This is a genomic window from Bifidobacterium bifidum ATCC 29521 = JCM 1255 = DSM 20456 (assembly GCF_001025135.1).
In the GTDB taxonomy this organism is placed as follows: Bacteria; Actinomycetota; Actinomycetes; order Actinomycetales; family Bifidobacteriaceae; genus Bifidobacterium; species Bifidobacterium bifidum.
The window spans coordinates 858640-883602 of sequence record NZ_AP012323.1 but is presented as its reverse complement, the minus strand read 5'-3'; the positions used below and the strand labels follow the sequence as shown (position 1 = coordinate 883602).

21 protein-coding genes are annotated in these 24963 nt (G+C 61.8%); 10 read left to right on the top strand and 11 right to left on the bottom strand.

The window, feature by feature from the left end; all coding sequences use genetic code 11:
- Window positions 1–21: 21 nt before the first annotated feature.
- Genes BBBF_RS03490 through BBBF_RS03480 form a run of 3 tightly spaced genes read right to left on the bottom strand, consistent with a single transcriptional unit; the run spans window position 22 to window position 3339 of the window.
- Window positions 22–273 carry a hypothetical protein gene (locus BBBF_RS03490; RefSeq protein ID WP_231855240.1) on the bottom strand — a complete coding sequence of 84 codons (252 nt, stop codon included), beginning with the start codon at window positions 271–273 and terminating at the stop codon, window positions 22–24.
- Window positions 263–1450, bottom strand: a complete 1188-nt coding sequence (locus BBBF_RS03485; RefSeq protein WP_080665063.1) for an acyltransferase family protein — start codon at window positions 1448–1450, stop codon at window positions 263–265. Before BBBF_RS03485 ends, BBBF_RS03490 begins: the two co-directional genes overlap by 11 nt.
- A gap of 2 nt (window positions 1451–1452) precedes the next feature.
- A complete protein-coding gene (locus tag BBBF_RS03480) occupies window positions 1453–3339 on the bottom strand; it encodes a CDP-glycerol--poly(glycerophosphate) glycerophosphotransferase (protein WP_021647996.1) in 1887 nt (628 codons plus the stop codon).
- 149 nt (window positions 3340–3488) lie between these two features.
- Between BBBF_RS03480 and BBBF_RS03475 the strand changes: the two genes are divergently transcribed.
- On the top strand, window positions 3489–4580 hold the full coding sequence (locus BBBF_RS03475) for a CDP-glycerol glycerophosphotransferase family protein (protein ID WP_021647995.1): 1092 nt from the start codon (window positions 3489–3491) through the stop codon (window positions 4578–4580).
- A 507-nt stretch (window positions 4581–5087) separates the two neighbouring features.
- Here BBBF_RS03475 and BBBF_RS03470 read toward each other — a convergent pair.
- Window positions 5088–8351 carry a UPF0182 family membrane protein gene (locus BBBF_RS03470; protein ID WP_014760096.1) on the bottom strand — a complete coding sequence of 1088 codons (3264 nt, stop codon included), beginning with the start codon at window positions 8349–8351 and terminating at the stop codon, window positions 5088–5090.
- A 116-nt stretch (window positions 8352–8467) separates the two neighbouring features.
- Between BBBF_RS03470 and BBBF_RS03465 the strand changes: the two genes are divergently transcribed.
- The gene (locus BBBF_RS03465; protein ID WP_014760095.1) at window positions 8468–9754 is read left to right on the top strand and encodes a glycoside hydrolase family 3 N-terminal domain-containing protein; all 1287 of its coding nucleotides are present in this window, start codon (window positions 8468–8470) and stop codon (window positions 9752–9754) included.
- Between the two features lie 14 nt (window positions 9755–9768).
- Here BBBF_RS03465 and BBBF_RS03460 read toward each other — a convergent pair whose 3' ends face one another.
- The 4 genes from BBBF_RS03460 to BBBF_RS03440 form a co-directional block, all read right to left on the bottom strand.
- The gene (locus BBBF_RS03460; protein ID WP_014760094.1) at window positions 9769–10851 is read right to left on the bottom strand and encodes a hypothetical protein; all 1083 of its coding nucleotides are present in this window, start codon (window positions 10849–10851) and stop codon (window positions 9769–9771) included.
- Window positions 10848–11666, bottom strand: a complete 819-nt coding sequence (locus BBBF_RS03455; protein ID WP_033509502.1) for an ABC transporter ATP-binding protein — start codon at window positions 11664–11666, stop codon at window positions 10848–10850. The genes BBBF_RS03460 and BBBF_RS03455 overlap by 4 nt, the downstream gene beginning before the upstream one ends.
- On the bottom strand, window positions 11666–12766 hold the full coding sequence (locus BBBF_RS03450; RefSeq protein WP_033509439.1) for a hypothetical protein: 1101 nt from the start codon (window positions 12764–12766) through the stop codon (window positions 11666–11668). Before BBBF_RS03450 ends, BBBF_RS03455 begins: the two co-directional genes overlap by 1 nt.
- Window positions 12767–13284: 518 nt before the next feature.
- Window positions 13285–14652 carry a dipeptidase gene (locus BBBF_RS03440; RefSeq protein ID WP_033509441.1) on the bottom strand — a complete coding sequence of 456 codons (1368 nt, stop codon included), beginning with the start codon at window positions 14650–14652 and terminating at the stop codon, window positions 13285–13287.
- Between the two features lie 142 nt (window positions 14653–14794).
- On the opposite strand from BBBF_RS03440, the gene BBBF_RS03435 reads away from it, so the two are divergent.
- The 4 genes from BBBF_RS03435 to glnA all read left to right on the top strand — a co-directional run bounded on the left by BBBF_RS03435 (window position 14795) and on the right by glnA (window position 19808).
- The gene (locus BBBF_RS03435; RefSeq protein WP_003812622.1) at window positions 14795–15397 is read left to right on the top strand and encodes a DUF3043 domain-containing protein; all 603 of its coding nucleotides are present in this window, start codon (window positions 14795–14797) and stop codon (window positions 15395–15397) included.
- A 252-nt stretch (window positions 15398–15649) separates the two neighbouring features.
- Complete coding sequence (locus tag BBBF_RS03430; protein WP_021647990.1) at window positions 15650–17140, top strand: FAD-dependent oxidoreductase; 1491 nt, start codon at window positions 15650–15652, stop codon at window positions 17138–17140.
- A gap of 106 nt (window positions 17141–17246) precedes the next feature.
- Window positions 17247–18044: a DUF4191 domain-containing protein gene (locus tag BBBF_RS03425; RefSeq protein WP_003819509.1), complete on the top strand. Its 798-nt coding sequence runs from the start codon at window positions 17247–17249 to the stop codon at window positions 18042–18044.
- 315 nt (window positions 18045–18359) lie between these two features.
- Window positions 18360–19808, top strand: coding sequence for a type I glutamate--ammonia ligase (glnA, locus tag BBBF_RS03420; RefSeq protein WP_003812616.1), 1449 nt, complete (start codon window positions 18360–18362; stop codon window positions 19806–19808).
- Between the two features lie 133 nt (window positions 19809–19941).
- On the opposite strand, the gene BBBF_RS03415 is transcribed toward glnA, so the two are convergent.
- The gene (locus tag BBBF_RS03415) at window positions 19942–20133 is read right to left on the bottom strand and encodes a helix-turn-helix domain-containing protein (protein ID WP_047937665.1); all 192 of its coding nucleotides are present in this window, start codon (window positions 20131–20133) and stop codon (window positions 19942–19944) included.
- A 157-nt stretch (window positions 20134–20290) separates the two neighbouring features.
- Here BBBF_RS03415 and BBBF_RS03410 point away from each other — a divergent pair, with 157 nt between their 5' ends.
- The 3 genes from BBBF_RS03410 to BBBF_RS03400 are packed head-to-tail and all read left to right on the top strand — an operon-like array spanning window position 20291 to window position 21956.
- On the top strand, window positions 20291–20470 hold the full coding sequence (locus BBBF_RS03410; protein ID WP_021647987.1) for a hypothetical protein: 180 nt from the start codon (window positions 20291–20293) through the stop codon (window positions 20468–20470).
- 47 nt (window positions 20471–20517) lie between these two features.
- Complete coding sequence (locus BBBF_RS03405; RefSeq protein WP_021647986.1) at window positions 20518–20946, top strand: nucleoside triphosphate pyrophosphohydrolase family protein; 429 nt, start codon at window positions 20518–20520, stop codon at window positions 20944–20946.
- Window positions 20898–21956, top strand: coding sequence for a hypothetical protein (locus BBBF_RS03400; RefSeq protein ID WP_145962175.1), 1059 nt, complete (start codon window positions 20898–20900; stop codon window positions 21954–21956). The genes BBBF_RS03405 and BBBF_RS03400 overlap by 49 nt, the downstream gene beginning before the upstream one ends.
- Window positions 21957–22058: 102 nt before the next feature.
- On the opposite strand, the gene BBBF_RS09800 is transcribed toward BBBF_RS03400, so the two are convergent.
- The gene (locus tag BBBF_RS09800) at window positions 22059–22208 is read right to left on the bottom strand and encodes a hypothetical protein (protein ID WP_154656930.1); all 150 of its coding nucleotides are present in this window, start codon (window positions 22206–22208) and stop codon (window positions 22059–22061) included.
- Window positions 22209–22771: 563 nt separating this feature from the next.
- On the opposite strand from BBBF_RS09800, the gene BBBF_RS03395 reads away from it, so the two are divergent.
- A complete protein-coding gene (locus tag BBBF_RS03395; protein ID WP_033509510.1) occupies window positions 22772–23596 on the top strand; it encodes a hypothetical protein in 825 nt (274 codons plus the stop codon).
- A 127-nt stretch (window positions 23597–23723) separates the two neighbouring features.
- On the opposite strand, the gene BBBF_RS03390 is transcribed toward BBBF_RS03395, so the two are convergent.
- Window positions 23724–24854 carry an Mrp/NBP35 family ATP-binding protein gene (locus BBBF_RS03390; protein WP_021647981.1) on the bottom strand — a complete coding sequence of 377 codons (1131 nt, stop codon included), beginning with the start codon at window positions 24852–24854 and terminating at the stop codon, window positions 23724–23726.
- Window positions 24855–24963 lie beyond the last annotated feature (109 nt).

The following is a 24963-nucleotide window of genomic DNA, read 5'->3' as shown; positions in this document are numbered from 1 at the left end:
ACAGACAGCTTTGATTGCGCCTCACCCAGTGTACATCTTGTTCCATTCTTCCATGAATGTTATTCCCATCTCATTCATGGAAGAGAAATCCACCTGCAACTCTTGATCCTCAAATGCGATATTGCGTCCCTCTAGGTAGTCACGGAAGAAACGGTTCGGGCCGAACAGGAACGGGCCATCTATGTGAGGTACCGGCAGAGGGTTCAAATATAGAACAAAGGCATGTGAAACGAATACAGCCATTTTTTCGCCTGCTGGTGCATCAAGCCGCATATGTGCCCCTATACTCTTTGGCATTAAGTAAACGTTTCCCACGCAGCAGCCTGTGCTGAATCAGGTTGCACAGCCGTTTCAGGGGTATCGACAGCGCGATCGCGCCGATGATCACGACGGCCTCATAGCGCGGGTGCGTGGTCGGCAGGTCGTTGAGGTTCAGCATCTTGCGAATCATCACGTGAAGCAGATACAGTTCCAGCGAATACCGTCCGAACCAGCTCAGCACTTTTGATACCACGTCGTGAAGGCCTGCGAGCGCGGGCTTTCCCGCGCGGGCCATCACGTCCATGATGACGACGCCGCATATGCACAACAGCAGGTTCAACGCCGCGCGAAGGTACACCTTGACCAGAGGGACATCAACCAGCTGCATCGGGTAGAGCATGACGGCCACGGCCGTCAGGCATGCGGCGACCACGGGCATGGGCAATGGACGACGTTCATGCGAGAGCCTTCCCAGCAGCGCGCCGAAGATGAAGCACGGTATGCGGTTGACGATCAGATCGACGTTGTCGTAGAAAGACGGCGCGAATCTGTACAGCGCCACCGCGACCAGCACCGCGGCCGCACACAATGCCAACGTTCGCACCCATGCCGCGGCGACGTTTCGGGTACCGTCCACGACGGCGAACACGAGCGGAAACAGCACATAGCAAATCAGGCACACCGCTATGTACCAGAACCACTTCACACCGTCCGTGAAAAACGTGACGAATGCGATGTCGGCGAGGAAACGCACCACTCCGGCATCCGAATGGACGAAGTCGAACCAGATCCACCCGACCAGCGCCACGGCGACGTACGGCACCAGCACGCGGGTCAGCCGCTTGCGGTAGAACGCCCCCGCGTCCGGGTTGCGCTTCCACGAGTAGTACAGGCCCAGCCCCGAGATCATCAGGAACATGTCGACGCCGGAACTGCCGATATAGTCGTAGAACACCTGAGCGGGACCGTTGAAATGGTCGGCCGCGTTCGACAGGTCCTCGGTGTAGTGGAACGCCATGATCAGCAGGATCTGCACGCCCATCAGCACGCCGCGGTATTTGGACAGCAGCTCGTATGATGGGCACCCGGCGCCGCGTGGTGCCGCGTGCCGGGCAGTCTCGCCGGAGCCACTGCCGGGCTCGCCGGCGCCGGCGGCGGGCGCGACGGCCATGCTCGTGCTCCCCGGCACGCTCACTCCTCCTCGTCGGAGGCGGACTTGGTATCCTTGTCGGCGACCTTGGAATCCAGCAGTTCCTTTGCCTTCCTTTCGGACTTGGCCGACTTGTCGGACTGCCGGACCGGCACCGCGCCTCCCTTACCGGAGGCCTGTTTGCGCACACCCGGAACATCCTTGCCGTAGATAATAGTGTCGATGGCACGGTCGCTGGCGAGTCCGCTGCGCTCGGCGGCGCGGTCGATGGACGAGGGGTGAGGGGAAACCGTCTCATAATGGCGAGTCCTCAGCACGTCCAGGAACTCGTCGAACGTATCGCACACCACGCCCGGCGCCATCTCGTCGATGGACCGCTGCACACCGCGGATCAGCGAATACGCGGTCTTGTCGGGCACGAAGAACACTACCGGCTTCTTGAGCAACAGGTAGTCGTAGAAGCACGACGAATAGTCGGTCACCAGCACATCGGCGATGAAGAACAGCTTCGTCAGGCTCTCATCGGACAGGTCGAAGATGCGGTCGGCGTACTCGGCAGAGATATCCGGACGCTTGCGGATGAAATGATGCATCTCGAACACGAAATACGTGTCCGTCTCGACACACATGCGGTACAGACGATCCATGTCGATCTCGTCATACGGGTAATACGCGGTGCGCTGACCGGTGCCGCGGAACGTCGGAGCGAACACGATGACGCGTCCCTTGGCCGACCACGGGAACTTGTCGGCCATCTCCTCGCGGTATTCCTTCTCGACCTTCTCATCGAGGAAATGGTCGAGCCTGGGCATGCCTGTGGCGAGCAGCGCCTCCTCCTCGATGCCGAACACCTCGGAATAGATGCGACGCAGGTGCTCGTTGCCGACCAGCGCGTACGTGTATCGGCGGTGCGCGGAATTGTACGGATCCGGCGAGCCCTTGAGACCAAAACGGGCATAGCCGACCGACTTGAAACCGACGCCGGCATGCCAGATCTGCGTCAGCGTCACATCTTCACCGGGGTCGATGAAGTTGAATACAGGGGTGTAATCGTCGATGAAGACGTACCGGCTTCGGGCGATCTCGAACAGGTCGCGCAGCCAGGCGACGATGTTCTGCCTGCCCGCGAATACGTTGCGGTACCGGGCACGAATATCGAAGCGCTTGTCCATGCCGCGCTCGATCATGCGGCTCTGCAACGCCTCCATATTCTCCGTCGGGCCCTCGCCGTTCTCTTTGAGGAAGAGGATTCGATTGCGCTTGCGCGGCACCAGCTTGGTCATCACCGAGTACGTCGCCGCGAAAACGTCCTTCTGCATCTGGCGACGACTGCGCTGACAGTGGCGCGGGGTCTTGTTGCGCTGGAAGAACTGCATGTGCAACGCGAGATAGATGAGACCGGCACGATTCGTCTTGGGCACGAACACACCAGTATAGGCGTAGCTGTTCTTGCCGTAGCGGAACACGCGGTCGAGATTGTCAAGCCGCTCCAGCACCTCATCGTCGTAGGTGACTCCGCTGGTGACATAGGGGTGCCGAGCCACCAGTTCCAGACGCTCTTCGTCGGTGTACTGTGCGACCGCCTCATCATCGTCACGCAACTCCGGGGGCAGCAGGTGACGTACATCGTAGTCGACGCGCTGCGGCATGAGCGGGTATTCGGCGTACAGCGCCTGCAGACTGAAGAGCGCAGACTCCTTGATTTTCTCGCAGATGATCCATTGGCCGCCGGGAAGCACCTCGCGCCCGTCCCCGAGCACCAGGTTCAGGCGGGCGCGGCGGACACCGCTCTCAAGCCCGACGATCTCGAACGGAACGAACTGGCGACGTCCCACGCAATACAGCCACGGCACACCACCATCCCGCGAGGAATAGTCGATCTCCAAGTAACTTGACCGCCAGCGGATTTGGTGAACGTCCAGTGACATCCCCGGGCTCCTTTACGACACCTTATGGTTCCCCTTGTGGTAACCCATGTTATATATAGTTGCAGTTACGGTAGACCGGCTAACACACCAACCTGATGCTTCGGTAAGGGAGAACAAGAATGAAACGTCATCTGATTAATGCAGTTCGGATGATGATGCTTCTTACATATAGGTTCTTCCGCGCGTTCCCGCGCAAGCGTAGGATTGTGTGCCTGAGTCGCGAGAGCGACCGACCGACCACCGATTTCCGGCTCATCCGCCATTATGTGAGACAGACGCATCCGGATTATTCCGTGGTGATCCTCGCCAAGAAGCTGCACAACCCGGTACGATACGGGTTCCATATGATCCGGCAGCTGTATTTCATCGCCACCAGCCAGGCGGTGCTGCTCGACACCTACGCCATCGTGGTAAGCCTGCTCGCCGGCTACATCGACGTGCCCGTCATCCAGATGTGGCATGCGCTCGGCAACATGAAGAAGTTCGGATACACCGCGTTGAGCTCCAAGGAAGGCCGGAAGTTCTCCACCGCCTCGCTGCTGAACATGCATCGCGGGTACACGTCCGTGCTCATCTCATCCAAATCGTTCATCAGCGATTACGCTCGCGGCTTCGACATCGACCCGTCCATCATCTACGAGGCGCCACTGCCCCGGTGCGATCTGCTGATCAACAGCTCGTACCGGGCGCAGCAGCGCGAACGCATCATCCGCGAGTTCCCGGAACTCGGGCGCAAGCTCAACATCGTCTACTGCCCCACGTTCCGCAAAAAGACGCCCGCCAATCAGACTCAGGCGGCAGCAGCCCTCGCCGATGCCATCGATTACGACAAGTACAACCTGATCGTGAAATGCCATCCGTTGGACGACCTGCGTATCAACAATCCGCACGTATTCCAGCACTATCCGAGCCAGTACGACATGCTGTTCGTCGCCGATTACGTCATCAGCGACTATTCGACCGTGATCTATGAGGCCGGACTGCTTGACCTGCCGGTGTTCCTCTATGCGTACGACTGGCCGGACTATTCGAAGAAACGCAGCCTGTACATCGACCCGAAGCGCGATATCCCGACGCTGTTCACGGATGATGCCGAGGCGATCGTGAGAGCCATCGAGCACGACGATTTCGACCATGCCGCCTATCAGGCGTTCATCCGTCGCAACGTGGCCATCCCCGAGCACGGCTCCTGCACGGCGCGCGTAGTCGAGCACGTATTCGATCTCATCGCCGCCCGCTAGTCAGGTTCCCCTTTCCCACTAGTCAGCTCCCTCCCTCCCGCGAAAGTTCCGTTTGAAGACCGCCGGATGGGACTTCCGCGAGAGAAGGTGTGGGGATGGTTACCGACCGACTGCCATCTAGCCCTCGCCTGTACCACACCATGCGATTTTTGAGGGTTTTGGGGCTGGTGTGGCCAAGGGTGATTCCGGGCTCATCCACCGATCATTGGAAAATGGCGGTTTTCACGACTCGCATTCTGCCACACCACATGATGTGAAGGCTCACATCGCATGGTGTGGCCTTCTGCTGTACCACACCATGCGATTTTGGGGTGTTTTTCGCCTAGTGTGGCACACGGGCTGGGAGCGAATCAGATGGTCAGGTGGGTAGAGCATGGCTGGGGGCCGTTCTGGGCCGAGAACCACCCCAGTCATGCTGTGCATGACAGCCCCCGCCAGCGGGGCAAGAAATAGTGAACGCCCCCGGCGTGGGGGCGTTCACAGTACTGGGGTTTTCTGGTTTGGCTCTTACTTGCCACCGTCGAGTTCGATGGCCTTGTTGAGGGCTTCTTCCAGTTGCTTCTGGGCTTCACCGTAGGCGGTCCAGTCGCCGTTCTTCATGGCGGACTGGGAGTCCTTCATCGCTTGGGCCGCATCCTTCAGCGCTTGCTGAAGCTCGGGGCTTTGGCTGCCGCCCTGCGAGGAGGAACCGTTCTGGTCCTTGCCCTCGTTCGTACCACTGCCATTCGCGTTGCCGTTGCTCTCGCTGCCATCACCGGATTCAGTGCCGTTCTGCCCGCCACTGTTCTGCCCGTCACCGCTTTGAGACGTGTTGCCGGAATTCTCGGCATCGCCCGCGGACGCACCCGAATTGCCGCCGAACACCTGGTCGAGCGCCTCGTCGAGCGTATCGGCGAATCCGACCTGGTCGCCGAACGCCACCAGCACCTTCTTGAGCAGCGGGAAGCTGGTCGATCCGCTGGACTGCACGTACACCGGCTGCACATACACCAGACCGCCACCCAGCGGCAGTGTCAGCAGGTTGCCTCGGTTGACCTTGGTGGAACCGGATTCGAGCAGGTTCAACTCCTTCGACACGTCCGCGTTCGCGTTGAAGTTGTTCTGCGCCTGCCCCGGTCCGGGAACGTTGGAGTCCTTGGGCAGCTCCTGCAATCGTATCGTGCCGTAGTTCGGCCCGATTACGCCCTTTTCGTTGCCCGCGTCGGAATCCACCGACAGGAAGCCGGTGAGGATTTCTCGCGTGGACGTGCCGGCGGGGATGTACGAGGAGGTCAGCGAGAACACCGGCTTCTTCGACCCGCCGGTCTGCAATGACAGGTAATACGGGGGCTGCGGAACGCCCTGCTGCTGCGCCGTGGCCGATTCGGTGGGATCCACCGGCGTCTGCCAGAAATCCTCGCCGGAGAAGAACTGGCCTGCGGACGACACATGGTATTTCGCGAGCAGCTCGCGCTGTACCTTGAACAGGTTCTCCGGGTAACGCAGGTGGCTCATCAGGTCGCCGGATATCTCGGAGATCGGGTGGTACTGTCCGGGGAAGATCTTCTCCCATGCCTTGAGCACCGGATCGTTGGCATCCCAGGCGTACAGTTCGACGGAGCCATCGTACGCATCGACGGTCGCCTTGACCGAGTTGCGGATGTAGTTGGCCTTCTGCGAACCCAACGCCTGGATCGTGTTCGACGTCTTGGTGGTGGAATCCTGCGTGACGCTTCCCAGATCGGTCATCTGCGAATACGGGTAGGCATCCGACGTGGTGTAGCCGTCGACGATCCACTTGACCCGTCCGTCCACCACCGCCGGGTACACGCGGCCGTCCAGCGTCAGGTACGGGGCGACCTTGGCGACGCGCTCCTTGGGGGAACGGTCGTACAGGATCTGCGAGTCGGAAGTGACACGGTCGGAGAACAGGATCTGATCGGATCCGAACCGGACCGCGTATAAAAGCCGCGAGAAGATGTTGCCCACCGAGGGGCCGCCATCGCCGTCAAACGTATTGGTCGCGCCCTGCGATCCGGTCGGATAGTCGAACTCCCACGAATCCATGCCCTTCGGAGCCCCGACAATCGAGTATTCGGGGGCGTTCGGGGAGAAGTAGATGCGCGGCTCGTACTTCTGCGATTCGGTGAGCTTGCCCTGGGTGGGGATGCTGGATTCGAAGAACTGCGGCTGCCCGTCCGCCGCCACCTTGTTGCCGTATGCGGCCACGACACCGTACCCATGCGTATACACGGTGTGGTCGTTGACCCAGTTGCGGTTGTCGTTGCCTTCCAGATCCAGTTCTCGGGCGGCGATCACCGTGTCCTGGCTGACGCCGTCGATGTCGTACTTGTCGACGGCCAGCGTGTCGGCGAACGTGTAGTACTGCTTCGACTGCTGCAGCTGCTTGAACGTGGGGCTGACGACCTGTGGGTCGAGCAGTCGGATCTGCGCGGTGGATTCGGCCTCGGACGACAGCGCTCCGGACTTGCCCTTGGTGGTGGCCTTGTACTGTTCGACCTTCACCTTGTCGAGCCCGTACGCCTGCTGCGTGGCGTTGATGTTGCGCTGGATATAGGTGGATTCCATCTCCTGCGCGTTCGGGTTCACCTTGAACCGCTGCAGCAGCATCGGCCATGCGACGGTGAGCACCAGCGAGACGACCAGCGCGGCGGCGATCGCAATCACCGGCGTACGCCACGCCTTGAGAGCCGCGGCGGCGCGGACACTCGGCTTGGCGGCGCCTTCCAACGCATGGGAACGCATCAGCCACACGCCGAGGAACACACCGAGCATCGCGGTGATGGCCGCCATGATGAACGTGACCGGAATGGTCGCGTGCACGGTGGTGTATGCGGCGCCGGTGATGCGGTCGCCCTGCTGGGTCAGATGCGTGAACACGCCGATCACCTGGCGCGCGGACCAGGCCAGCATGTTGAGGATCAGCCAGATGCCGATCTGGCGACGGGCGCGCTTGGTCACAGCGAGCACTCCGCGACCATGCACCGGCATGGTGAAGCGGATGCCGCCCATCATCGCATGCGTGACGACGGAGAACACAATGCCCATCAGCAGCAGCATCGATACGGCCGACATCACCAGCCGCAAACCGGGCAGCACAAACACATAGAACCCGTTGTCGATGCCGAACTGCGGATCGGCAGTGCCGAAGCTCTGCGCGTTGAACATCAGCAGGATCTCAGACCAGTTCGAGTTGAACTGCGAGCCGAACATCACGCCCACGACCAGCGACACGACCACGGCGGCGCGACGCGCGGTCTTGGAACTGAACGACTTGCCCACTTCGATGACGTCGTCCTTGATGCGGAACGTCGAGCCGTCGGACGAATCGGGGCGAGCGCGGATAGCCAGCCAAGCGGACACATAGCTGACCAAGGCCATCAGCAACGCATACGCCGCCCACAGGCCGAACTTGACACCCAGCTGGGTCCACACCACGTTCTGAAAACCGAGCTGTCCGTACCACATCAGGTCCGTGATGAACTGCGACAGGCCGAAGAACAGGCCGACGACGACAACCAGCGCCAGCACGACGCCGATCAGAATCTTCGTCCCCTTGCTGGGCCCGTTCGGCAACGGTCGGGGCGTGAGCCTCGGCACGCCGCGCTTCGGCGGCTCCCCCTTGCCGGCGGATGGCGTCTCGCCATGATCGTCGCCATCCGCCTGCACATCGACGATCACCGGATCGTCATCGGTCGCACCGGAGTCCCGACGTGGCCCGCGTGGCCCGTCGCCGGGATCGAACATACCCAACATATCAAAAAAAGACATGATACAAGCCTATCGAAAGGCTAGGAAAGCTGGTCATGCTCTGAGCTGAGAACACAGCCGTCGTACAACCGTTTCACAACCACTACACATGATGGCCTACGCTAGTGCATATGAGGATGCAGCAGATCAAACACGGCGGCAGGAGGCCGCGCCCCAGTTCAGCCCCCACCATCATCGCGGCCATGCTCTGCGTGGTGGCCCTTGTGGCGGCAGGCACGGCATGGTGGATGCTGCGCCCCCAGCAAAAAGACACGCTCGAACATCTCGCGCAGCCACAGTCCTCCTCTTCGACGCTGAACCGCGACAAGGCCCCCACACCGAAACCGCAGAAATCTCAGGAGCATCAGAAGGCAGCCGGTGACTCCCCCGCGGCCAAGGCGAGCCGCGCCATCGCCACGATGAGTCTCGATGAACGGGCCGGGCAGCTCATCATGGCACCGATGTTCGCAGGCGGCAATCCGGCCGATCTCAGCGCCCTCATCAGCACACGCCATGTCGGTTCCGTGGTGCTCATCGGCAACTGGAACAACGGCACAGCCGCAGCCAAGACCGCCGCTGACGCGCTGCAAAGCTATGCTCCGAGCGGCAACCAGCTGATCGTCTCCACCGATCAGGAAGGCGGCCAGGTGCAGCATCTCAAGGGCAGTGGATTCGACACGATGCCGTCCGCGGTGGCGCAGGGCCAGATGAGCGCTGACACGCTGCGCTCCTCCGCAAAGACCTGGGGCGGCCAGCTCAAGCAAGCCGGCATCAACGTCGACCTGGCCCCGGTATTGGGGACGGTGCAGGTCAAGCGTTCCTCGAACGCTCCGATTGGCGCGCTGAACCGCGATTTCGGTTTGGATTCCAACGGAAACGCGCAGCACGGCATCGCGTTCGTCGAAGGCATGCGCGACGCGGGCGTCGGCGCGACCGTCAAGCACTACCCCGGTTTGGGCGCGGTGACCGGCAATACCGATTTCACGACCGAAGGCATCCTCGACACCACGACCACGCTTGATGACGAGGAGATAGGCGCGTTCAACACCACGATCAAGCAGGCGAAGCCGGCTATGGTGATGATGTCGCTGGCGACCTACCAGCGCATCGACTCGTCGGCGCCCGCCGCGTTCTCCAGCAAGATCATCGACGGCACGCTGCGCGGCAGCGTCGGCTATGACGGCGTGGTGATCTCAGACTCCCTTTCGGCCGCGGCGGTCAGCGGCATAGCGACCAAGGACCTGGGCGTGCGTCTGGTGGACGCCGGCGGCGATTTGGCGTGCATAGGCGATACGTCATATGTGACGCCGATTCTTGACGGTATCATCGCCCGTGCGCAGTCCGACCCGGCCTTCGCGAAGAAGGTGACGGCCTCCGCGACGCGCGTGATGACCCTGAAATACCAGATGGGACTGGCGAAGTGACACGGGATTAGGCGCTACCGGTTCTTGAAGTAGCGGAACAGCTGCGTCTGTCGGATCACCGATCCCGTCAACAGCGAGGAGACGAGCACTCCGGCCAGCAACACGAGCGGCGTACGAACGGCGGCCAGCAACACGGCAAGAGGGTCGGACTGCGACATGCGCAGCGCGTACGCGGAGAGCAGCGCGCATGTCGCGAGCGTGCCGACTCCTGCCCAGATCAGTGATTCCAGTTCGATACCGAGCAGCTGCGCGCCCTTAGATTCGCCCGAGTGCAACGCGCCTGCATATTCGAGCCGGCGGCGGCGTACCGAAATCCCGCCTAGCAGCAGGCCGACCGCCAGTCCAAGATACGGCATCCAACGGGTCACACGGGTCAGATAGCCCTTCTGCGCGTCATAATGCGCATCGAACCCCTTGTTAAGAGCGGTCACACCGGGACGCATCTCCGATTTCGGGTTCTTCGTGGCGGTGGACAACAGCAGCTCGTCCATCTGGTCGCTTTGCGGCCACTGCTTTGCCCAGCATTCCTGGAACACGCCGCCGCTCGATGCCGCCGGTGCGATCATCGCATAGGCGAACCGCATGTCCCTGCCGTCATTCGGCCAATCGAACACGCCCGCCACGGTGACCGTGCCATGATTCGTCTGCATGCGGCTGCCTTTGACGAGACCGAAATCATGGGAGACGTCGGATGACACCCACACGCCGGACGAGTCCGGAACCTCCTGCGGGTCTTCGGCGGTGATGAGCCGTATCATGCCCGCGGTCACCTCATATGATGACAGTTCGATGCCATTCGTTGCCAGCGGCACGACCTGCGGGCCGGACCGCATCGCCCCGGAAATGAACGACGGGTCGCCATGGTCGGAGAGCCGGTCGCAGGCGAGTCCGTCGACATTGCCGCCGACCACGGTTTTCACGTCGGCGAATGCGCGGATGCGCACCGCGGCTTCGGTTTCCAACCTCATGACCGACATCGCCTCGTATCCTCCGAGCAGGGTGCCGGCGAACAGCACGGCGAGGAACATGGCGAGAGCATGCGCGGTGCCCGAGGCGATGTTGCGCAGCGTCTCCGAGATGATGGATCCCAGTCTCATGAGCGCACCTCCGATCCATTTTCGGCGATGTCAGTTGAGTCGGTGGGACCACCCCCACCCGCTTCGCGGGAGCCCCCGCCAGCGGGGGCGGAATCGGTAGGCTCAGCGGGTTCGTTTCCGCCAGCGGGGGCAAAACTGGAGTCCTCGTTATCGCCGGGGGCGTAGTCGGCCAGGTCGATGACGCGACCGCAGGCGTCGCGCGTGTCCGGGTCATGGGTGGCGACCAGCACGATCATGCCCTGTCCGGCCAGGTTCCCGAGCACGTGGCTCACCGAGTGCGCGGTGCGCGTATCCAATTGTGCAGTCGGCTCGTCCACGAGCAGCATGTCAGGTCTGGAGCATACTGCACGGGCCAGCATGAGCCGCTGCGCCTCGCCGCCCGACAGTTCGCTGAACCGCCGGTCGGCCGCATACTCCAAGTCGAACAGCCCCATGGCCTCCAACGCCTGCGGCTCCGCTTCGCGCCGGCGCAGCCCCTTGGCCAGCAGCGGGAACACGACATGGTCCAGAGCCGTTCGCCCGGGCACGCCGTACGGGTTCTGAAACACCCAGCCTACACGTTCCACGTTCTTGCGTTCCACCGTGCCATGGTACGGCTTCTCCCATCCGGCAAGAATCGACAGCAGCGTCGACTTGCCGCATCCGGATGGCCCGCATATCGCCACGGTCTGGCCGGGTATCGCTGTGAAATCCAGATGTTCGAACAACACGTCCGTTCCGGGGAACCTATGCGCCAAATCATGTACGCTCACCGATCGCTCCGGCTGCGGCGCGGCACCGACTCCGGCACCGGCGTATACATCTTCCCCCGTCATCATCGGCAGCTTTCGCCGGTCAAACCACTGCCTATCTCAACCGAGGTGATAGCCGCGGCATCGGCGCCTTGGGGCTCGACGAGACTCGCCCCGAGCTCGGATCCGACAATTGACACCTTGATGGTCCTGCCACCCGAGACGATGCACCCCTTGCTGCCGTTGACGCCGATCACCGACGCGGCCGGCACGCGCAGCGCCTGCACCGGATTCACAAGCTGCACGCTGGCTTCCAGACCTGTGGCGAGCATGTCGCTGGTGAGTGACTGGAATTCCTGTGTGGCGGCGACTTTGGCGCAGAACTCGGCGTCATCCACTTCGGTGGTGCCGGCTTTCAGCGTGGCGGTCTGCCCGATCAGGGTGACCGTCCGGTCGAGTTCCGACGGCTGCCCGTTCTGGATGGAGAATTTCGTGACACTGCCGGGCACCTTCCCAACGACGCTTCCCCCGGCCACGGTCGCCCCGACAGTGCCGGCCCATTCGTTGACCCGCACGCTCGCGGCAGGTATCCACAGCACGTCGGTCAGCGGCAATGAACCGTCCGACGTGTCGCCGGCGGCGCTCATGAGCTGCTTCACTCCTTGAGACGTGTTCCATGTATATGTGGTGGATTTCGCCGAGGCCGGCAGTCCGAGGCGTGCGAGTTCGTTGTTGAGTGCGAGCACGTCGTCGCCTTTGTCCCCGGTGGCGAGGTCGCGGTACATCGGCGTGGCTGTCGCCAGCGCCACCACCGAGACTCCGTTGACCTTCATCGCGGTCTTGCCAGAGGTCAATCCCTGCGATGATATGTCCTCCGTCACTGTGCCGGAGGCGTTGCCGACCAGTTCGCGCGTCTGAGAGACCGTGGGAATCATGGTAACCTGGGTGGCTCCCGTGTACTCCTGCACTCCGGCCGGCGCGCTCGTGATCTCCTTGGCGGAGCCGAGCAGTGCGGGTGCCCGGTCGGGCAGCCACAAAGCGCATGCCCCGACCGTCAGCGACACCGCGACCACCACGGCCAGCAGCAGCCATATCACAGATATACGTCCGCTATTGCGGGTCTTGGAGATGCTGCCATTGCCGACTGTTTTGCCGTTTTTGCCGCGATTACACCGTTTTTTCATCCTCGACCGCCTTTGGTTCGATGATCCCGTTCACCCATCATATGATGCTATGAAGTCCATTCATAGCAGGCCCTCCCATCGAATCTACGGATGCCACGACATACCGAAGGCCCCTGGATGCCTTCCGATGACATATCAAGAAGCAGCAGATCCGGCTTGAGCTCATGCTCCTTGCATGATTTGATTGCTCTCAACCCCTCAGTCGTCGACCAGATAACATCGATTTGAGTTAGGCGATCAGCAAACAGCGAGACTACAGACTCCAAGGCGCGCTCGTCATTGTCGACGATGGCGACTCTGGCATCGGCGCAATAGCCGGTCAAATGATCCGGTTCGGAGTATGTGTTCATTCCCTCTATTGTTCACCGCACCACCAAAAGAGCCACGGCGGGCAACCGAAAAAAACGCCGCCGGCTACCGGAACGGAGGGCACCGCATCGTCGCAGCACACCGGTGGCATACCCGTTTCGGGTATGCCACCCAACCTGTTCCCGGGGAAACGGGGGCAGTTGCCGGCCTTACTCGCCGAGCTTGGCGAGCAGCAGGGCCTCCGCGAGGATGTTGTTCTTCAAGCCGGGCAGCGAGATCGACTCGTTGGGGCTGTGTGCGTTGGCCTTCGGATCCTCCGGGCCGGTGACGAGCACCTGCGCGGATGGGAAGATGCGCTGCAGCTCAGGGATGAACGGGATCGAGCCACCCTCGCCCTTGTTGATCGGCGCCACGCCGAACGCCTCCTCCATGGCCGCGAGTGCATCCTTGGTGGCGACCGCGTTCGGGTCCATCGCCCAGCCCATGCCGTTCTCCAACTTGGTGACCTTCACCTCGGCGCCGAACGGGGCGTGTGCCTGCAGGAACGCGGCAAGCGCGTCCTGCGCCTCCTGCGGGTGCTGGCTCGGCGCGGTGCGCAGGGACAGGCGGAACGTGGTCTCGGGGCTGACCACGTTGAATGAGCCCTCGACCGGATGCGCGTCGAAGCCGATCACGGTCACGCTCGGCTTGGTCCACAGCCTGGAAGCGAGCGAACCGGTGCCGGCGAGACGATAGGAGTCGACGATGCCGGCGTCCTCGCGCACGGTGGCCTCGTCAAGGTCGCGCTGCAGGCCACCGACCGGCTCCTGCGCGGCCACGCCCGGCACAGCAAGGTCGCCGTTGGCGTCGTACATCGAGGCGATGAGCATCACGGCGAGCGTGTTCGCATCGAGGATGGGGCCGCCGTACTGGCCGGAGTGCACCGGATGGTGCAGCACCTTGACGTTCACGTCCACACAGGTGTTGCCGCGCAGCGACGTGGTCAGCGACGGAATCTCGGCGGACCAGTTGCCCGAGTCGGCCACGACGATCACGTCGGACGCGAACTCGTCGCGATGATCCTCGATGAACGGGATGAAGCTCGGCGAGCCCATCTCCTCCTCGCCCTCGACGAACACCTTGATGTTGACCTTGAGATCGTCGCCGAGCGCCTTCATCGCGCCCGAGTGAATCGCTATGCCGCCGCCGTCATCCGCCGAGCCGCGGCCGTACAGGCGCGTGCCGACCTCGGTGGCGACGAACGGGTCAGTGTCCCATGCGGACGGATCCGGCACAGGCTGCACGTCGTGGTGCGCGTACAGCAGCACGGTGGGGGCCTGCGGGTCGACGATCTTCGAGCCGATGACCTCCCATGCACCGGGCGTGCCATCCGGGTTGCGCGATTGGACGACCTTCGCGTCGATGCCGACCTGGCGCAGCTCGTCCGCTACGAATTCGGCGGACCGCTTCATATGCTCGGCGGTGATGCCCTCGGCGGAAATCGACTTCAGCGCGACCTTACGGCCCAGCAGATCGACGACGCGGCCGAAATCGGCTTCGACCCGCGCGCGCAGCTCGTCGGAAAACACTGCGGTCATGATGCTCCTTACTGTTGCGTTCGTCATCATCCATCCCGCCGGCACGAACCGGCCGGCCTGGAACAGATGGTCATATCAGCTGCCATTGTAACCGGTTCGCCCGGCTTTCCAGCGTCGAGGCGTGGCCGTATTCTGACGGATTATGACATGGAACCCTTTCAAGAAGGACAAGGCCCAGGAGCCGGTCGAAGAGGAATCGCCCGCCAAGACCGTCGGGAAAGGCCGTCCGACCCCCAAGATGAAGCAGGCGCAGGCGCGTAACCTGCGTCCTCTGGTGCCGCCGGACCGCAAGGCCAGCGCCAAGGCCGCGAAGGAGCGGATCCGCAAGCGCGAGGACGAAGAGTATGAGGCGATGCGCACCGGCGACATCAACCGCATGCCGAAGGCCGAACGGTTGCCGTGGCGCGTGTACATCCGCGACTACGTCGACGCGCGCCGCAACCTCGGCGAGTTCTTCATCCCGGTTGCGTTCGTCATGCTGCTCGGCTCGATTCTCGTCACCACCATCGCGCCGCAGCTGTCGGTCCCGATGATGATTCTGCTGTACGTGTACCTGATTGCCGTGATCATCGACGTGGCTGTCATGTGGCGCAAGCTGAAGAAGAAGCTCATCGAGAAGTATGGTGAGGCATCCGTTGCCAAGGGCTCGCGCTCCGCATCGTATGCCTGGAGCCGCGCGATTCAGGTGCGCCGCTGGCGTCTGCCCAAACCGCGCAGCCCCAAGCGCGGCAACTGGCCGAAGTGACAGCCGCCCTGCTGCTTTCCTGACGGCGCTCCCGATAGTGGGAGCGCCGTTTTTTGTATGCCCTAGGCTGCGTGAAACCACCCCAGTCTCGCTGCGCCCGACAGCCCCGCCGCCAGCGAGGGCAAGACAGCACCCACCTTGCTCGCTCTTGGCCCACGAACAGCCCTGCTATTTGCTCCACAGCTCAGCCCGCCGGCGGGCGTAAGGTATTACGATGGGGATGGTTTTGGTACGAGCACAAAGGAGTCGAACATGAGTGAAGCTTTTGACATCGCGATAATCGGCGGTGGACCCGGCGGATATTCCACAGCATTGCGGGCGGCCGAGCTCGGCAAACGCGTGGCCATGATCGAACGCGACGCAACGCTCGGCGGAACCTGCCTCAACCGCGGGTGCATCCCGTCGAAGGCGCTGATCAGCGCCACCCACGCAATCGACTCCATCCGGCACGCCGGCGAACTGGGCATCTCCGCCACCATCAACGGCATCGACTACGGGACGCTGCACGATTACAAGAAGCGCATCGTCGACACGATGACGCAAGGGCTGGCAGGTCTGCTCGCCCATCGGGGCGTCACCGTGTTCCGGGGCGTCGCCTCGATCACCGGCGCGGCACGTCCCATCACCGTGCACATCGCCGCATCTGCTGACGGGCAGGGCGTGCAACGGTCCGTGCGCTCGGACGTGCCGGAAGACATCGGCCCGTCCTACGACATCACCGCTCAGGATGTGGTGCTCGCCATGGGATCCGCCCCGCGGCAGCTGCCCGACGAGCCGTTCCGTGGCGCGATCATCGATTCGACGCGGGCGATGTCGATGGCGATGCCGCACAACGCGGTCATCATCGGCGCGGGCGCGATCGCCGCCGAATTCGCCTCCATGTGGAACGCCGCCGGATGCAAGGTCACGATGCTTATCCGCAAGGATCGTGTGCTCTCTGGATGGGATCGCCGCGCCGGCGTGACCCTGACGCGTGAGCTCAAACGACACGGCATCGACGTCATCGACCGCTCGACGGTGACCCACATCGACACCGGCGTCAACATGGGAGCCCTCGTGCACTACACCAGCGCCAAGGACGGCGGCTCCACCGAGCACATCGCCGAAGGCGAATTCGTGCTCGTCGCGATCGGGCGAGATCCGTTGACCTCCGACGGTTGGATACGTGACGCCGGCGTGACCGTCGACGACCATGGATTCATCACGACCGACGGATACGGCCGCACGCCGGTCGCAGGCATATGGGCCGTCGGCGACATCACCGAAGGGCACGCGCTCGCTCACCGCGCGTTCGAGCAGGGCATCATCGCCGCGGAATCCATCGCCGGACTCGATCCAAAGCCGCTCGATGAGGACACCATCCCGCAGATCGTGTTCTCGAACCCCGAGGCCGCCAGCGTCGGACTGACCGCGACCGACGCGAAACAGCGCGACGACCTCTCCGATATCAAGGAGACCGTGTACCCGATGATGTCCAACGCCCGCATGATGATGAGCGACTCCGGCGGATCTCTGTCGCTCGTCAGCGGCATCCGCGCGCAACAGCCCGGCGTCAGGGTCGTGCTCGGCGTGCACATGGTCGCGCCCGTCGCATCCGACATCATCGCGGAAGCGGAACAGCTCGTCGGCAACCACACCCCGCTTTCCGACGCCGCGCGTCTCATCCATCCCCATCCCACCTTCAGCGAGACGCTGGGCGAGACGCTGCTCAAAGCCGACGACCGGCCGCTGCACACCCGATAAAGACACCACGAAACGAGCGACGCGGCGGCTCATGGTCGGCAGAAGGGCACATCTGCTGGTAAACTTGTCGCTCAGTGTGTTCACCCTAGACCAAGCGAGGAAGTTGATGGCAGGCAAGGACGAGAAGACCAAGCAGACGAAGCCCAAGAAGCAGGGCACGATCAAACAGATCATAACGATCTTCAAGTACACGCACAAGGAAGACAAGATGCTTCCGGCGCTGATCGCCGGCGCGTTCCTCGTGCCCGTGATCGTGTTCGTCATCCTCGGCATCATATTCCGTTGGACGGTGCTGACGTGGGTGTTCCTCATGCTCATCGCCATCATGCTCGGCATGCTGCTGTCGACCATCGTGCTCACCCGCCGCGCCGACATGGTCGGATACAAGCAGCTCGACGGCAAGACCGGCGCGGCCATCAGCGTGCTGCGCAACATCAACAAGGCCGGCTTCAACTTCCCCGAGCAGCCGGTGTGGGTGGATCCGCGCACCAAGGACGCCATTTGGCGCGGCACCGGATACAACGGCATCTACCTGCTCGGTGAAGGCGATTACGATCGCGTCAAGCGCGCGATGGACCGCCAGGAGCAGTCCATCAAGAGCGTCACCGCCGGCTCGCAGATCCCCGTGTACCGTGTGATGGTCGGCAACGGCCAGGGTCAGGTGCCGCTGAAGAAGCTGCGTAGCAACATCATCCGCCGCAAGGCGTACCGCCCGACGCACCACAAGAACGCTCTCCTGGCGAAGATCCACCCGCGCGAGCGTTTCATCCTCACCAAGGCCGAGCTGGAGAAACTGAACGCCCGTCTGCGCACATTGCAGACCAAGAACGGCATGGGCATCCCCAAGGGCATCGATCCCACGCGCATGCAGCACGTCAGCCGCCGCGCGATGCGAGGCCGCTGATCTTCGGCGGGCAACCTCACGCCGAACCGGCATCATTCATACATCGGGAAAGCCCCCGCGGGACATCGCCGCGGGGGCTTTCCCATATCCGGCCGGGTCCCGACCGACAACCGTCAGACCGTCCACTACTTGAAACGCGACACTGAGACGCGACGAATTTCATAAATCCCAAAACATTGGAAAAACGCGGATTACACCGCCTGTTGCCCATCTCGAAACATAATCGTAACCCAATTGACGAGCGCGTGAAACTCACATTTCTAGACTTGTCGATTGTAAGTTCTCAAACAAGTTCTCAAGAACAAAGGAGCGATTGTGGCAGAGAATAAGATTTTCGCCCACACGCCTGAAGAGGTCGAAGCACTGATCAACAAGGAAGGCATCGAGTACGTCTCCGTGCGTTTCACCGATCTGATCGGCGTTCAGCAGCACTTCACCGTCCCGGCCAGCGAATTCATTGACAACGCCTTCACCGACGGCATGCCGTTCGATGGTTCGTCCGTGCAGGGTTTCCAGGCCATCAACGAGTCCGACATGAAGCTGATCCCGGATGTCACGACCGCCTTCGTCGACCCGTTCCGCAAGCACAAGACCCTCGACGTGGCCTTCTCCATCGTCGACCCGCTGACCGACGAGCCGTACTCCCGCGACCCGCGCCAGGTCGCCGGCAAGGCCGAAGCCTACCTGAAGTCCACCGGCATCGCCGACACCGCTTCCTTCGCTCCCGAAGCCGAGTTCTTCATCTTCGACAAGGTGCGCTACGAGAACTCCATGCAGCGCTCCTTCTACGAGGTCGACACCATTGAGGCTCCGTGGAACTCCGGCGTCGACACCGAAGAGGACGGCACCCCGAACATCGGCTTCAAGAACCGCATCAAGAAGGGCTACTTCCCGGTTCCGCCGTGCGACCACTACCAGGACCTGCGCGACGACATGGTCGCCAACCTGCAGAAGGTCGGCCTGCAGCTGGAGCGCTCCCACCACGAGGTGGCCGGCGCCGGTCAGCAGGAGATCAACTACCGCTTCAACACCCTGCAGCACGCTGGCGACGACCTGATGAAGTACAAGTACGTCGTCCACGAGACCGCAGCGCTCGCCGGCAAGGCCGTGACCTTCATGCCCAAGCCGATCGCAGGCGACAACGGTACCGGCATGCACTGCCACCAGTCCCTGTGGAAGGACGGCAAGCCGCTGTTCTACGACGAGCAGGGCTACGGCGGCCTGTCCAACATCGCCCGCTGGTACATCGGCGGTCTGATCAAGCACTCCTCCGCAGTGGTCGCGTTCACGAACCCGTCGCTGAACTCTTACCACCGTCTGGTGCCGGGCTTCGAAGCTCCGGTTTCGCTGGTCTACTCCGCCCGTAACCGTTCCGCCGCCATCCGTATCCCGCTGGCCGGAACCTCCCCCGCTTCCAAGCGCATCGAGTTCCGTGCACCGGATCCGTCCTGCAACCCGTTCCTCGCCTTCTCCGCCCAGATGATGGCAGGCCTCGACGGCATCCTGAACCACATCGAGCCCCCGGAGCCGGTCGACAAGGATCTCTACGAGCTGCCGCCCGAAGAGCACGCCAACATCAAGCAGGTGCCGGGCTCCCTCGACGCGGCCCTGAACGCCCTGGAAGAGGACCACGACTTCCTGACCGCCGGCGACGTGTTCACCGACGATCTGATCGAGACCTGGCTTGACCTCAAGCGCGGCGAAATCGACCAGGCTCGCCTGGCCCCGACCCCGCTGGAGTACGAGCTGTACTTCCACATCTGATAGGCGAAGCCCCTGAGCCCTACTGCCGGTTGGGTTTTTACTCTGCCAGTATAGCTCGTCTAGTTATGGTCTAGTTGTGTTTCAAAGAACGGCCCCCGCGTGATTCGTTTTGAACCACGCGGGGGCCGTTTCGTCATCGCGGCCGTTCCGGCAACGCGGACAGCCAATCGTCCAGATCACGCCGTCGGATGCGCTTGGTCGACGAATGGACGTAGCAGGCGATGAGCTTGCCTTGGCGTATGGCCAGTCGGATGACCTTCTCGTCCAGCCCGGTCAGGGCGACCGCCTCCGGCACTCCCAGTAGCGGGCGGTGCTCGATGGGCACGTAGAGCTTCCTTGGGGTCGGCGACGTCATTTTCGGATGCGGATGTTCTCTTCGGTTTCGTCATAGCAGCGGCTATGCATCGCGAGGATCCAACGGCGTTGCGGCGCCGTCGCACCCGGCTGGCCTGCCGCGACGTTCGGATGCCCGGCGCTAGGTGATGGCCGTTCACCACGATGTTCTGGCCGGCCAGGGTGCGGGTTCGGCGTGCGTGTACGCCGACCTGACCCGCCTGTACGCGTATCTGACCGGACTGTACGGCGCGAAGGCGGCCGTCATGGGCAAAGGGCTGGGCCGCGCCCTGGCCGCCGTCACCGACGGACTTGAAGACATGCTGTGAGGAGACTACGATGCTTCACGCCACACTCGACGAAACGGAGGGGCGCGGTGAAGAATCTGAATTGGCTTAGGGAGCGTCTTATCGACAAGCTTGGCTCGGCCGAAAGCGTATCGGGCTCCAGTGAAGGCTCTGGTTATTGGCGTGGTCGCGCCGACGTGCTTCGGGAGTCTCTGCTCATCGTGGACAGTATGCGCGACGGACAGGTCGACCGTCGCGCCGTCTGGTGCAAGAGTGTCGAACGGTTCGGACGGGACAAGCAGTCCATCGTGTGCATGGAGGAATGCGCCGAACTCATTCAGGCCGTCAGCAAACGATTGCGCGGCAGGCCCGACTCGGAACATAATCTGGCCGAGGAGATGGCCGACGTGACCATCTGCCTGAAACTGCTGCAAATCATGTACGACATCACCGACGATGAGCTGGACGAATGGGTGGAACGAAAAACCATGAGACAGAAACAACGAATGGAGCAATGATGTTCGAAAAACCGGTTGAGGGCATCGTGAAGGTTGTGGGGGAACGCATGGTGATGGATGACGATTCGGATTTGGGTCCCGTTCTGGAGTCGTCCCGTGGAATGGACGGTTCGGACGAGGATGGTTCGGCCGGTGGGTGCCGGCGCGGGAGGAGGCGTGATTCCGACGAGCCCAATGAGCTCGGCGTGTTCTCGATGTTCGCCACGACCGTTCCCGAACGCGGGGATGGGGAGCGTCCGGCGACGGTGCGTGGCATGGCGTGGCGGACGGTTCTGCTGTTCGCTTGGTATGTCGGCGTGTATGTGGCGAACATATGGTATTACCTAACCGGCCATGGCGAGTACGAGCGTGCGAGTCTGGCCATACTGTCGTGGTTCGGGGTTCGTTGGCACGACACTTGGTTGGGGGATTGGGGAGGTCCCATCGTCTGGATCGTGGTCCTCATGTTCAGCTCCTGCACCCCTCTGCATGTATCCACTCTTCTGATTGTCAATGGGTTCACGGGCCGTAGGTGCCGTCCGTTCTGTCTGCTGGCGGCGTTGCTCATGCCGGTGGGTGTGGCGGGCATGCTCACCGAACCGGTGTTGAAGCACGCCGATTGGGGAGAGGACTTCCCTGACATGTACCCGAATATCATTCCAGGTCTGCTCACGTCGATGGTATGTGCCGCTTTGGTCGCGGGTCTTGCGTTTTGGAGCATCCTGCGCAAACGTGCGGGCGACGAGGCGAAGGGCCGTCTGGCACGTCGTCTGGCGGTGTTCTCTCCGGGTGTGCCATTGTTGGGTATGCTTGCCTTTGAGGGTTTATCGGGGATTGGGAAGGCCGCCGCAGCATTCGGCATGATGCTGCTGCTCGCCGCGGTCGTCATCCCGAACGAACTGGATGGCGCACGATGGGCGATTGAGCATGATCGCGGCGCGTATTGGCTGTGGCCCGCGGCAATTGCCGTGGTTGGTGAGTTTGGTTTGTGTGTATTCGGCATGGTCGCGATTATCTACAACCTGCAATGACGCAATTGGTGCGTGGGCGAAACGATACGAGCCTACGACACGGCAGTCACGACGACATGCGCTCGGGGACGCATAGCCCCTTATGGAACCCACGCGGGGTTTTTAGACATACGCCCCGGAGCCGGCAACGCGAAGAATGGCGAGGGCGAGCGTCTGGGTGTGGCCATACGCGGAGACGACGTGCGTTTTGCCCGTCAGCATGATCGGTTGCAGTTCGCCGGCGGAGTCGAAGAATGTGAGTGTGCAGCGCATATCGGTTTTTTCCATGATCCAGTGCTATGCGCCCCGGCCGCAGGTCTAGTTATCCTAACCGGAAATAGCCGCACATGGCTGGCGATAGCAGTTTTACAGGTCATGTAAAAACCCTTGGAAACGGCGAAATGAAGCCGTTTATGGCGGTATTCCAACGTTTTGCGCCGACATCGCGCTAAAGGATGCTCCTACTTCCACATCTGATAGATGCTTTTCCATTATCTCTTCCTCTCTCTTCCCCTCCTCATCTTTTTCTCCCTCCTTCTCTTTCCTCCTCCCCGATGTATCAGCGAATGATTCTCATTAAGAAAGGTGCGAGGATTGCGCACAGATACGCACAATCGCACATTTCTCATATCGGCGGAATAACGCCGTTTCCATCAATTTCATGTTCGTTTGCCCGCAGAACCGACTCGCACCTTTCTTAATGAGAACCGTTCGCTGATACATGGAATGTGGATAACACGCCGAAGACATGCCAAAAATGCCTAGCCTTCGACCACATACCCCGAAATCGCTTGCCATCGGCACATTCCATTCCATACCGTTGCCCCATGGGATTCATGAACACGGATATAGTCAACGGGCGGCGGAACGAACACAAACGCTGCAATGAAGCCGCCATGCGCACCAAGAGACCGCTCAGGGTCGGATATATCAACGCCATACGATACTGGGGAGCTCCCGTGCCGAAAACCGATCTGGCGTTGAATCGCGTCCATGTCAGTGTGCCTCGCGCACAGGATCGCAATCACATCGCCGGAGTCACATTCCATGTGTTCTCCGGAAAGGAGGAATACTGCAAATACGAATATGAACGGTTCTGGATGGCCTCCCCCGCCATGGCATGGGCGCAGATGGCAACCTACTGCGACACGGAAGCCCTGGCAACGATAGCCTCGGCGTTTGCCAGCCGCGAGGAACGCAGGAAGAAGGCCAGGAAAGACGACTTCGCCGCATACCTCGACGCGAGCCCCCGTTTCGCGGGGAAGAGAAAATGCGAGGAGGCGCTCCCGTACATCGTCGAGGACACGGATTCACCACCCGAAACACCTCTGTTCGGCATTCTCTTAGATTCGGGGCTCGGCAGGCCATATGCGAATTACCGAGTGAGGCTTAGGCACGGAACCAGACTGATCGATATGGCCTACCCCGACTGCAAGGTGGGATTCGAATATCAGGGCGCATATCATGCGAGCCCCGAGCAGATGCGCAAGGACGCCGCGCGGTTCAACGAGCTGCAGCACAATGGCTGGACCATCATCATGGTCACCGCGGATGACCTGCGGACGGAGGAATCAAGGCGGGCCTTCATCGAGATGGTCCGGGACATCGTCAACCGGCAGCGTCATTTGCACTACTGGCTCGCAGCGAACGGTTCTCAATAAGAAAGGTGCGAGTCCGGCTGCCGGCCAAACGCACATGAAATATACAGAAACGGCTCTATTCCGCCACTCCTAGGAATGTGCGACTGTGCGTATTTGTGCGCAATCCTCGCACCTTTCTTATTGAGAATCATTCGCTGCGAAGAAGACCCTCGGCAAGCTCCCGGAACGTGCGCCCCAGGACATCCGAGCGCAGTGCGCCGTCCTCGTTCAGAACCGCCGGACGGCCGGACTCGCCCACCTCGCGCAAATCGGGGTCGAGCGGCAGCTGAGCGAGTAGAGGCACGTCATAGCCAAGCGTCTCGGTCAGTTGATCGGACACACGCCGACCGCCGCCCGCGCCGAAGATCTCCAGTCGCTCGCCCTTATGCTCATACCAGCTCATGTTCTCGACCACGCCACGTACTTTCATCGGCACCTGCAATGCGACCAGACCGGAGCGCACCGCCACATCCGAAGCCGACGGCTGCGGAGTGGTGACGACGACGAGTTCCGCGTTCGGCAACGCCTGAGCCACCGAAATCGCCATGTCGCCGGTGCCCGGGGCAAGGTCGAGCAGCAGCACGTCCGGATCCCCCCACCACACGTCCGACAGGAACTGTTCCAGCGAACGCTGCAGACGAGGCCCGCGCCACAGAATCGCACGGTCGGCACCGGCGAACATGCCAATCGAAATCAGCTTGACGCCCCATGCGGTCACCGGCATCAGCATGCCGTTGAGGTTCGTCGGCTGCGTGTGCACGCCGAACAGCTTCGGCAGCGAAAAACCGTAGATGTCCGCGTCGATGGCCGCGGTGTCGTACCCGAGCGCCGCGAAGGTCGCCGCCAGATTGGCGCTCACCGATGATTTGCCGACGCCGCCCTTGCCGGAGGCGATCGCGAAGATGCGCGTCTTGACGCCCGGTTTGTTGAACGGATTCTGCTTGCGCTCCGCCTTGAGACCCGCCACCAGGTCGGCGAGCTTGTCATGGCTCATGGATGAGACCTCGATGTGCGGGGTGAGCTTCGCGTCGGGATATGAGACGATTGCGCCGTTGATCTGATTGGTGATGGTCTGCGACAGCGGACAGCCCTCGACCGTAAGTTCCACATGCACGGTCACGTCATATGACGGCACGTCGCCGTCGCCCTGGGAGGTGGCGCCCACCGCGTTGATTGCGGCGATCATCCCCAGATCGGTGATGGAGCGGCCGAGCTCCGGGTCGATGACTTTGTTGAGCCGTTCGTAGATCTGCGCCTCGATGTGGCGTGCGTCTGTCATGTATCCTATCCTCCTTATTGCCGCGTACCAGACTAGCGTGTGAATCGATGGCGTGCCAGAGGCGGCGTGAAATCCACCCTGTGAAATGGGCCGCAAAGCGCGGGGCGGG

Coding starts and splice junctions, on each gene's coding strand:
- BBBF_RS03475 (WP_021647995.1), top strand. CDS start 3,489: ATGATGATGCTTCTTACATATAGGTTCTTCCGCGCGTTCCCGCGCAAG.
- BBBF_RS03490 (WP_231855240.1), bottom strand. CDS start 273: ATGCGGCTTGATGCACCAGCAGGCGAAAAAATGGCTGTATTCGTTTCA.
- BBBF_RS09800 (WP_154656930.1), bottom strand. CDS start 22,208: ATGCGCTGCACACTCACATTCTTCGACTCCGCCGGCGAACTGCAACCG.
- BBBF_RS03455 (WP_033509502.1), bottom strand. CDS start 11,666: ATGACGGGGGAAGATGTATACGCCGGTGCCGGAGTCGGTGCCGCGCCG.
- BBBF_RS03430 (WP_021647990.1), top strand. CDS start 15,650: ATGAGTGAAGCTTTTGACATCGCGATAATCGGCGGTGGACCCGGCGGA.
- BBBF_RS03470 (WP_014760096.1), bottom strand. CDS start 8,351: ATGTCTTTTTTTGATATGTTGGGTATGTTCGATCCCGGCGACGGGCCA.
- BBBF_RS03435 (WP_003812622.1), top strand. CDS start 14,795: ATGACATGGAACCCTTTCAAGAAGGACAAGGCCCAGGAGCCGGTCGAA.
- BBBF_RS03480 (WP_021647996.1), bottom strand. CDS start 3,339: ATGTCACTGGACGTTCACCAAATCCGCTGGCGGTCAAGTTACTTGGAG.
- BBBF_RS03440 (WP_033509441.1), bottom strand. CDS start 14,652: ATGACCGCAGTGTTTTCCGACGAGCTGCGCGCGCGGGTCGAAGCCGAT.
- BBBF_RS03465 (WP_014760095.1), top strand. CDS start 8,468: ATGCAGCAGATCAAACACGGCGGCAGGAGGCCGCGCCCCAGTTCAGCC.
- BBBF_RS03400 (WP_145962175.1), top strand. CDS start 20,898: ATGGGTGGAACGAAAAACCATGAGACAGAAACAACGAATGGAGCAATG.
- BBBF_RS03460 (WP_014760094.1), bottom strand. CDS start 10,851: ATGAGACTGGGATCCATCATCTCGGAGACGCTGCGCAACATCGCCTCG.
- BBBF_RS03390 (WP_021647981.1), bottom strand. CDS start 24,854: ATGACAGACGCACGCCACATCGAGGCGCAGATCTACGAACGGCTCAAC.
- BBBF_RS03395 (WP_033509510.1), top strand. CDS start 22,772: ATGAACACGGATATAGTCAACGGGCGGCGGAACGAACACAAACGCTGC.
- BBBF_RS03410 (WP_021647987.1), top strand. CDS start 20,291: ATGGCCGTTCACCACGATGTTCTGGCCGGCCAGGGTGCGGGTTCGGCG.
- BBBF_RS03425 (WP_003819509.1), top strand. CDS start 17,247: ATGGCAGGCAAGGACGAGAAGACCAAGCAGACGAAGCCCAAGAAGCAG.
- BBBF_RS03450 (WP_033509439.1), bottom strand. CDS start 12,766: ATGAAAAAACGGTGTAATCGCGGCAAAAACGGCAAAACAGTCGGCAAT.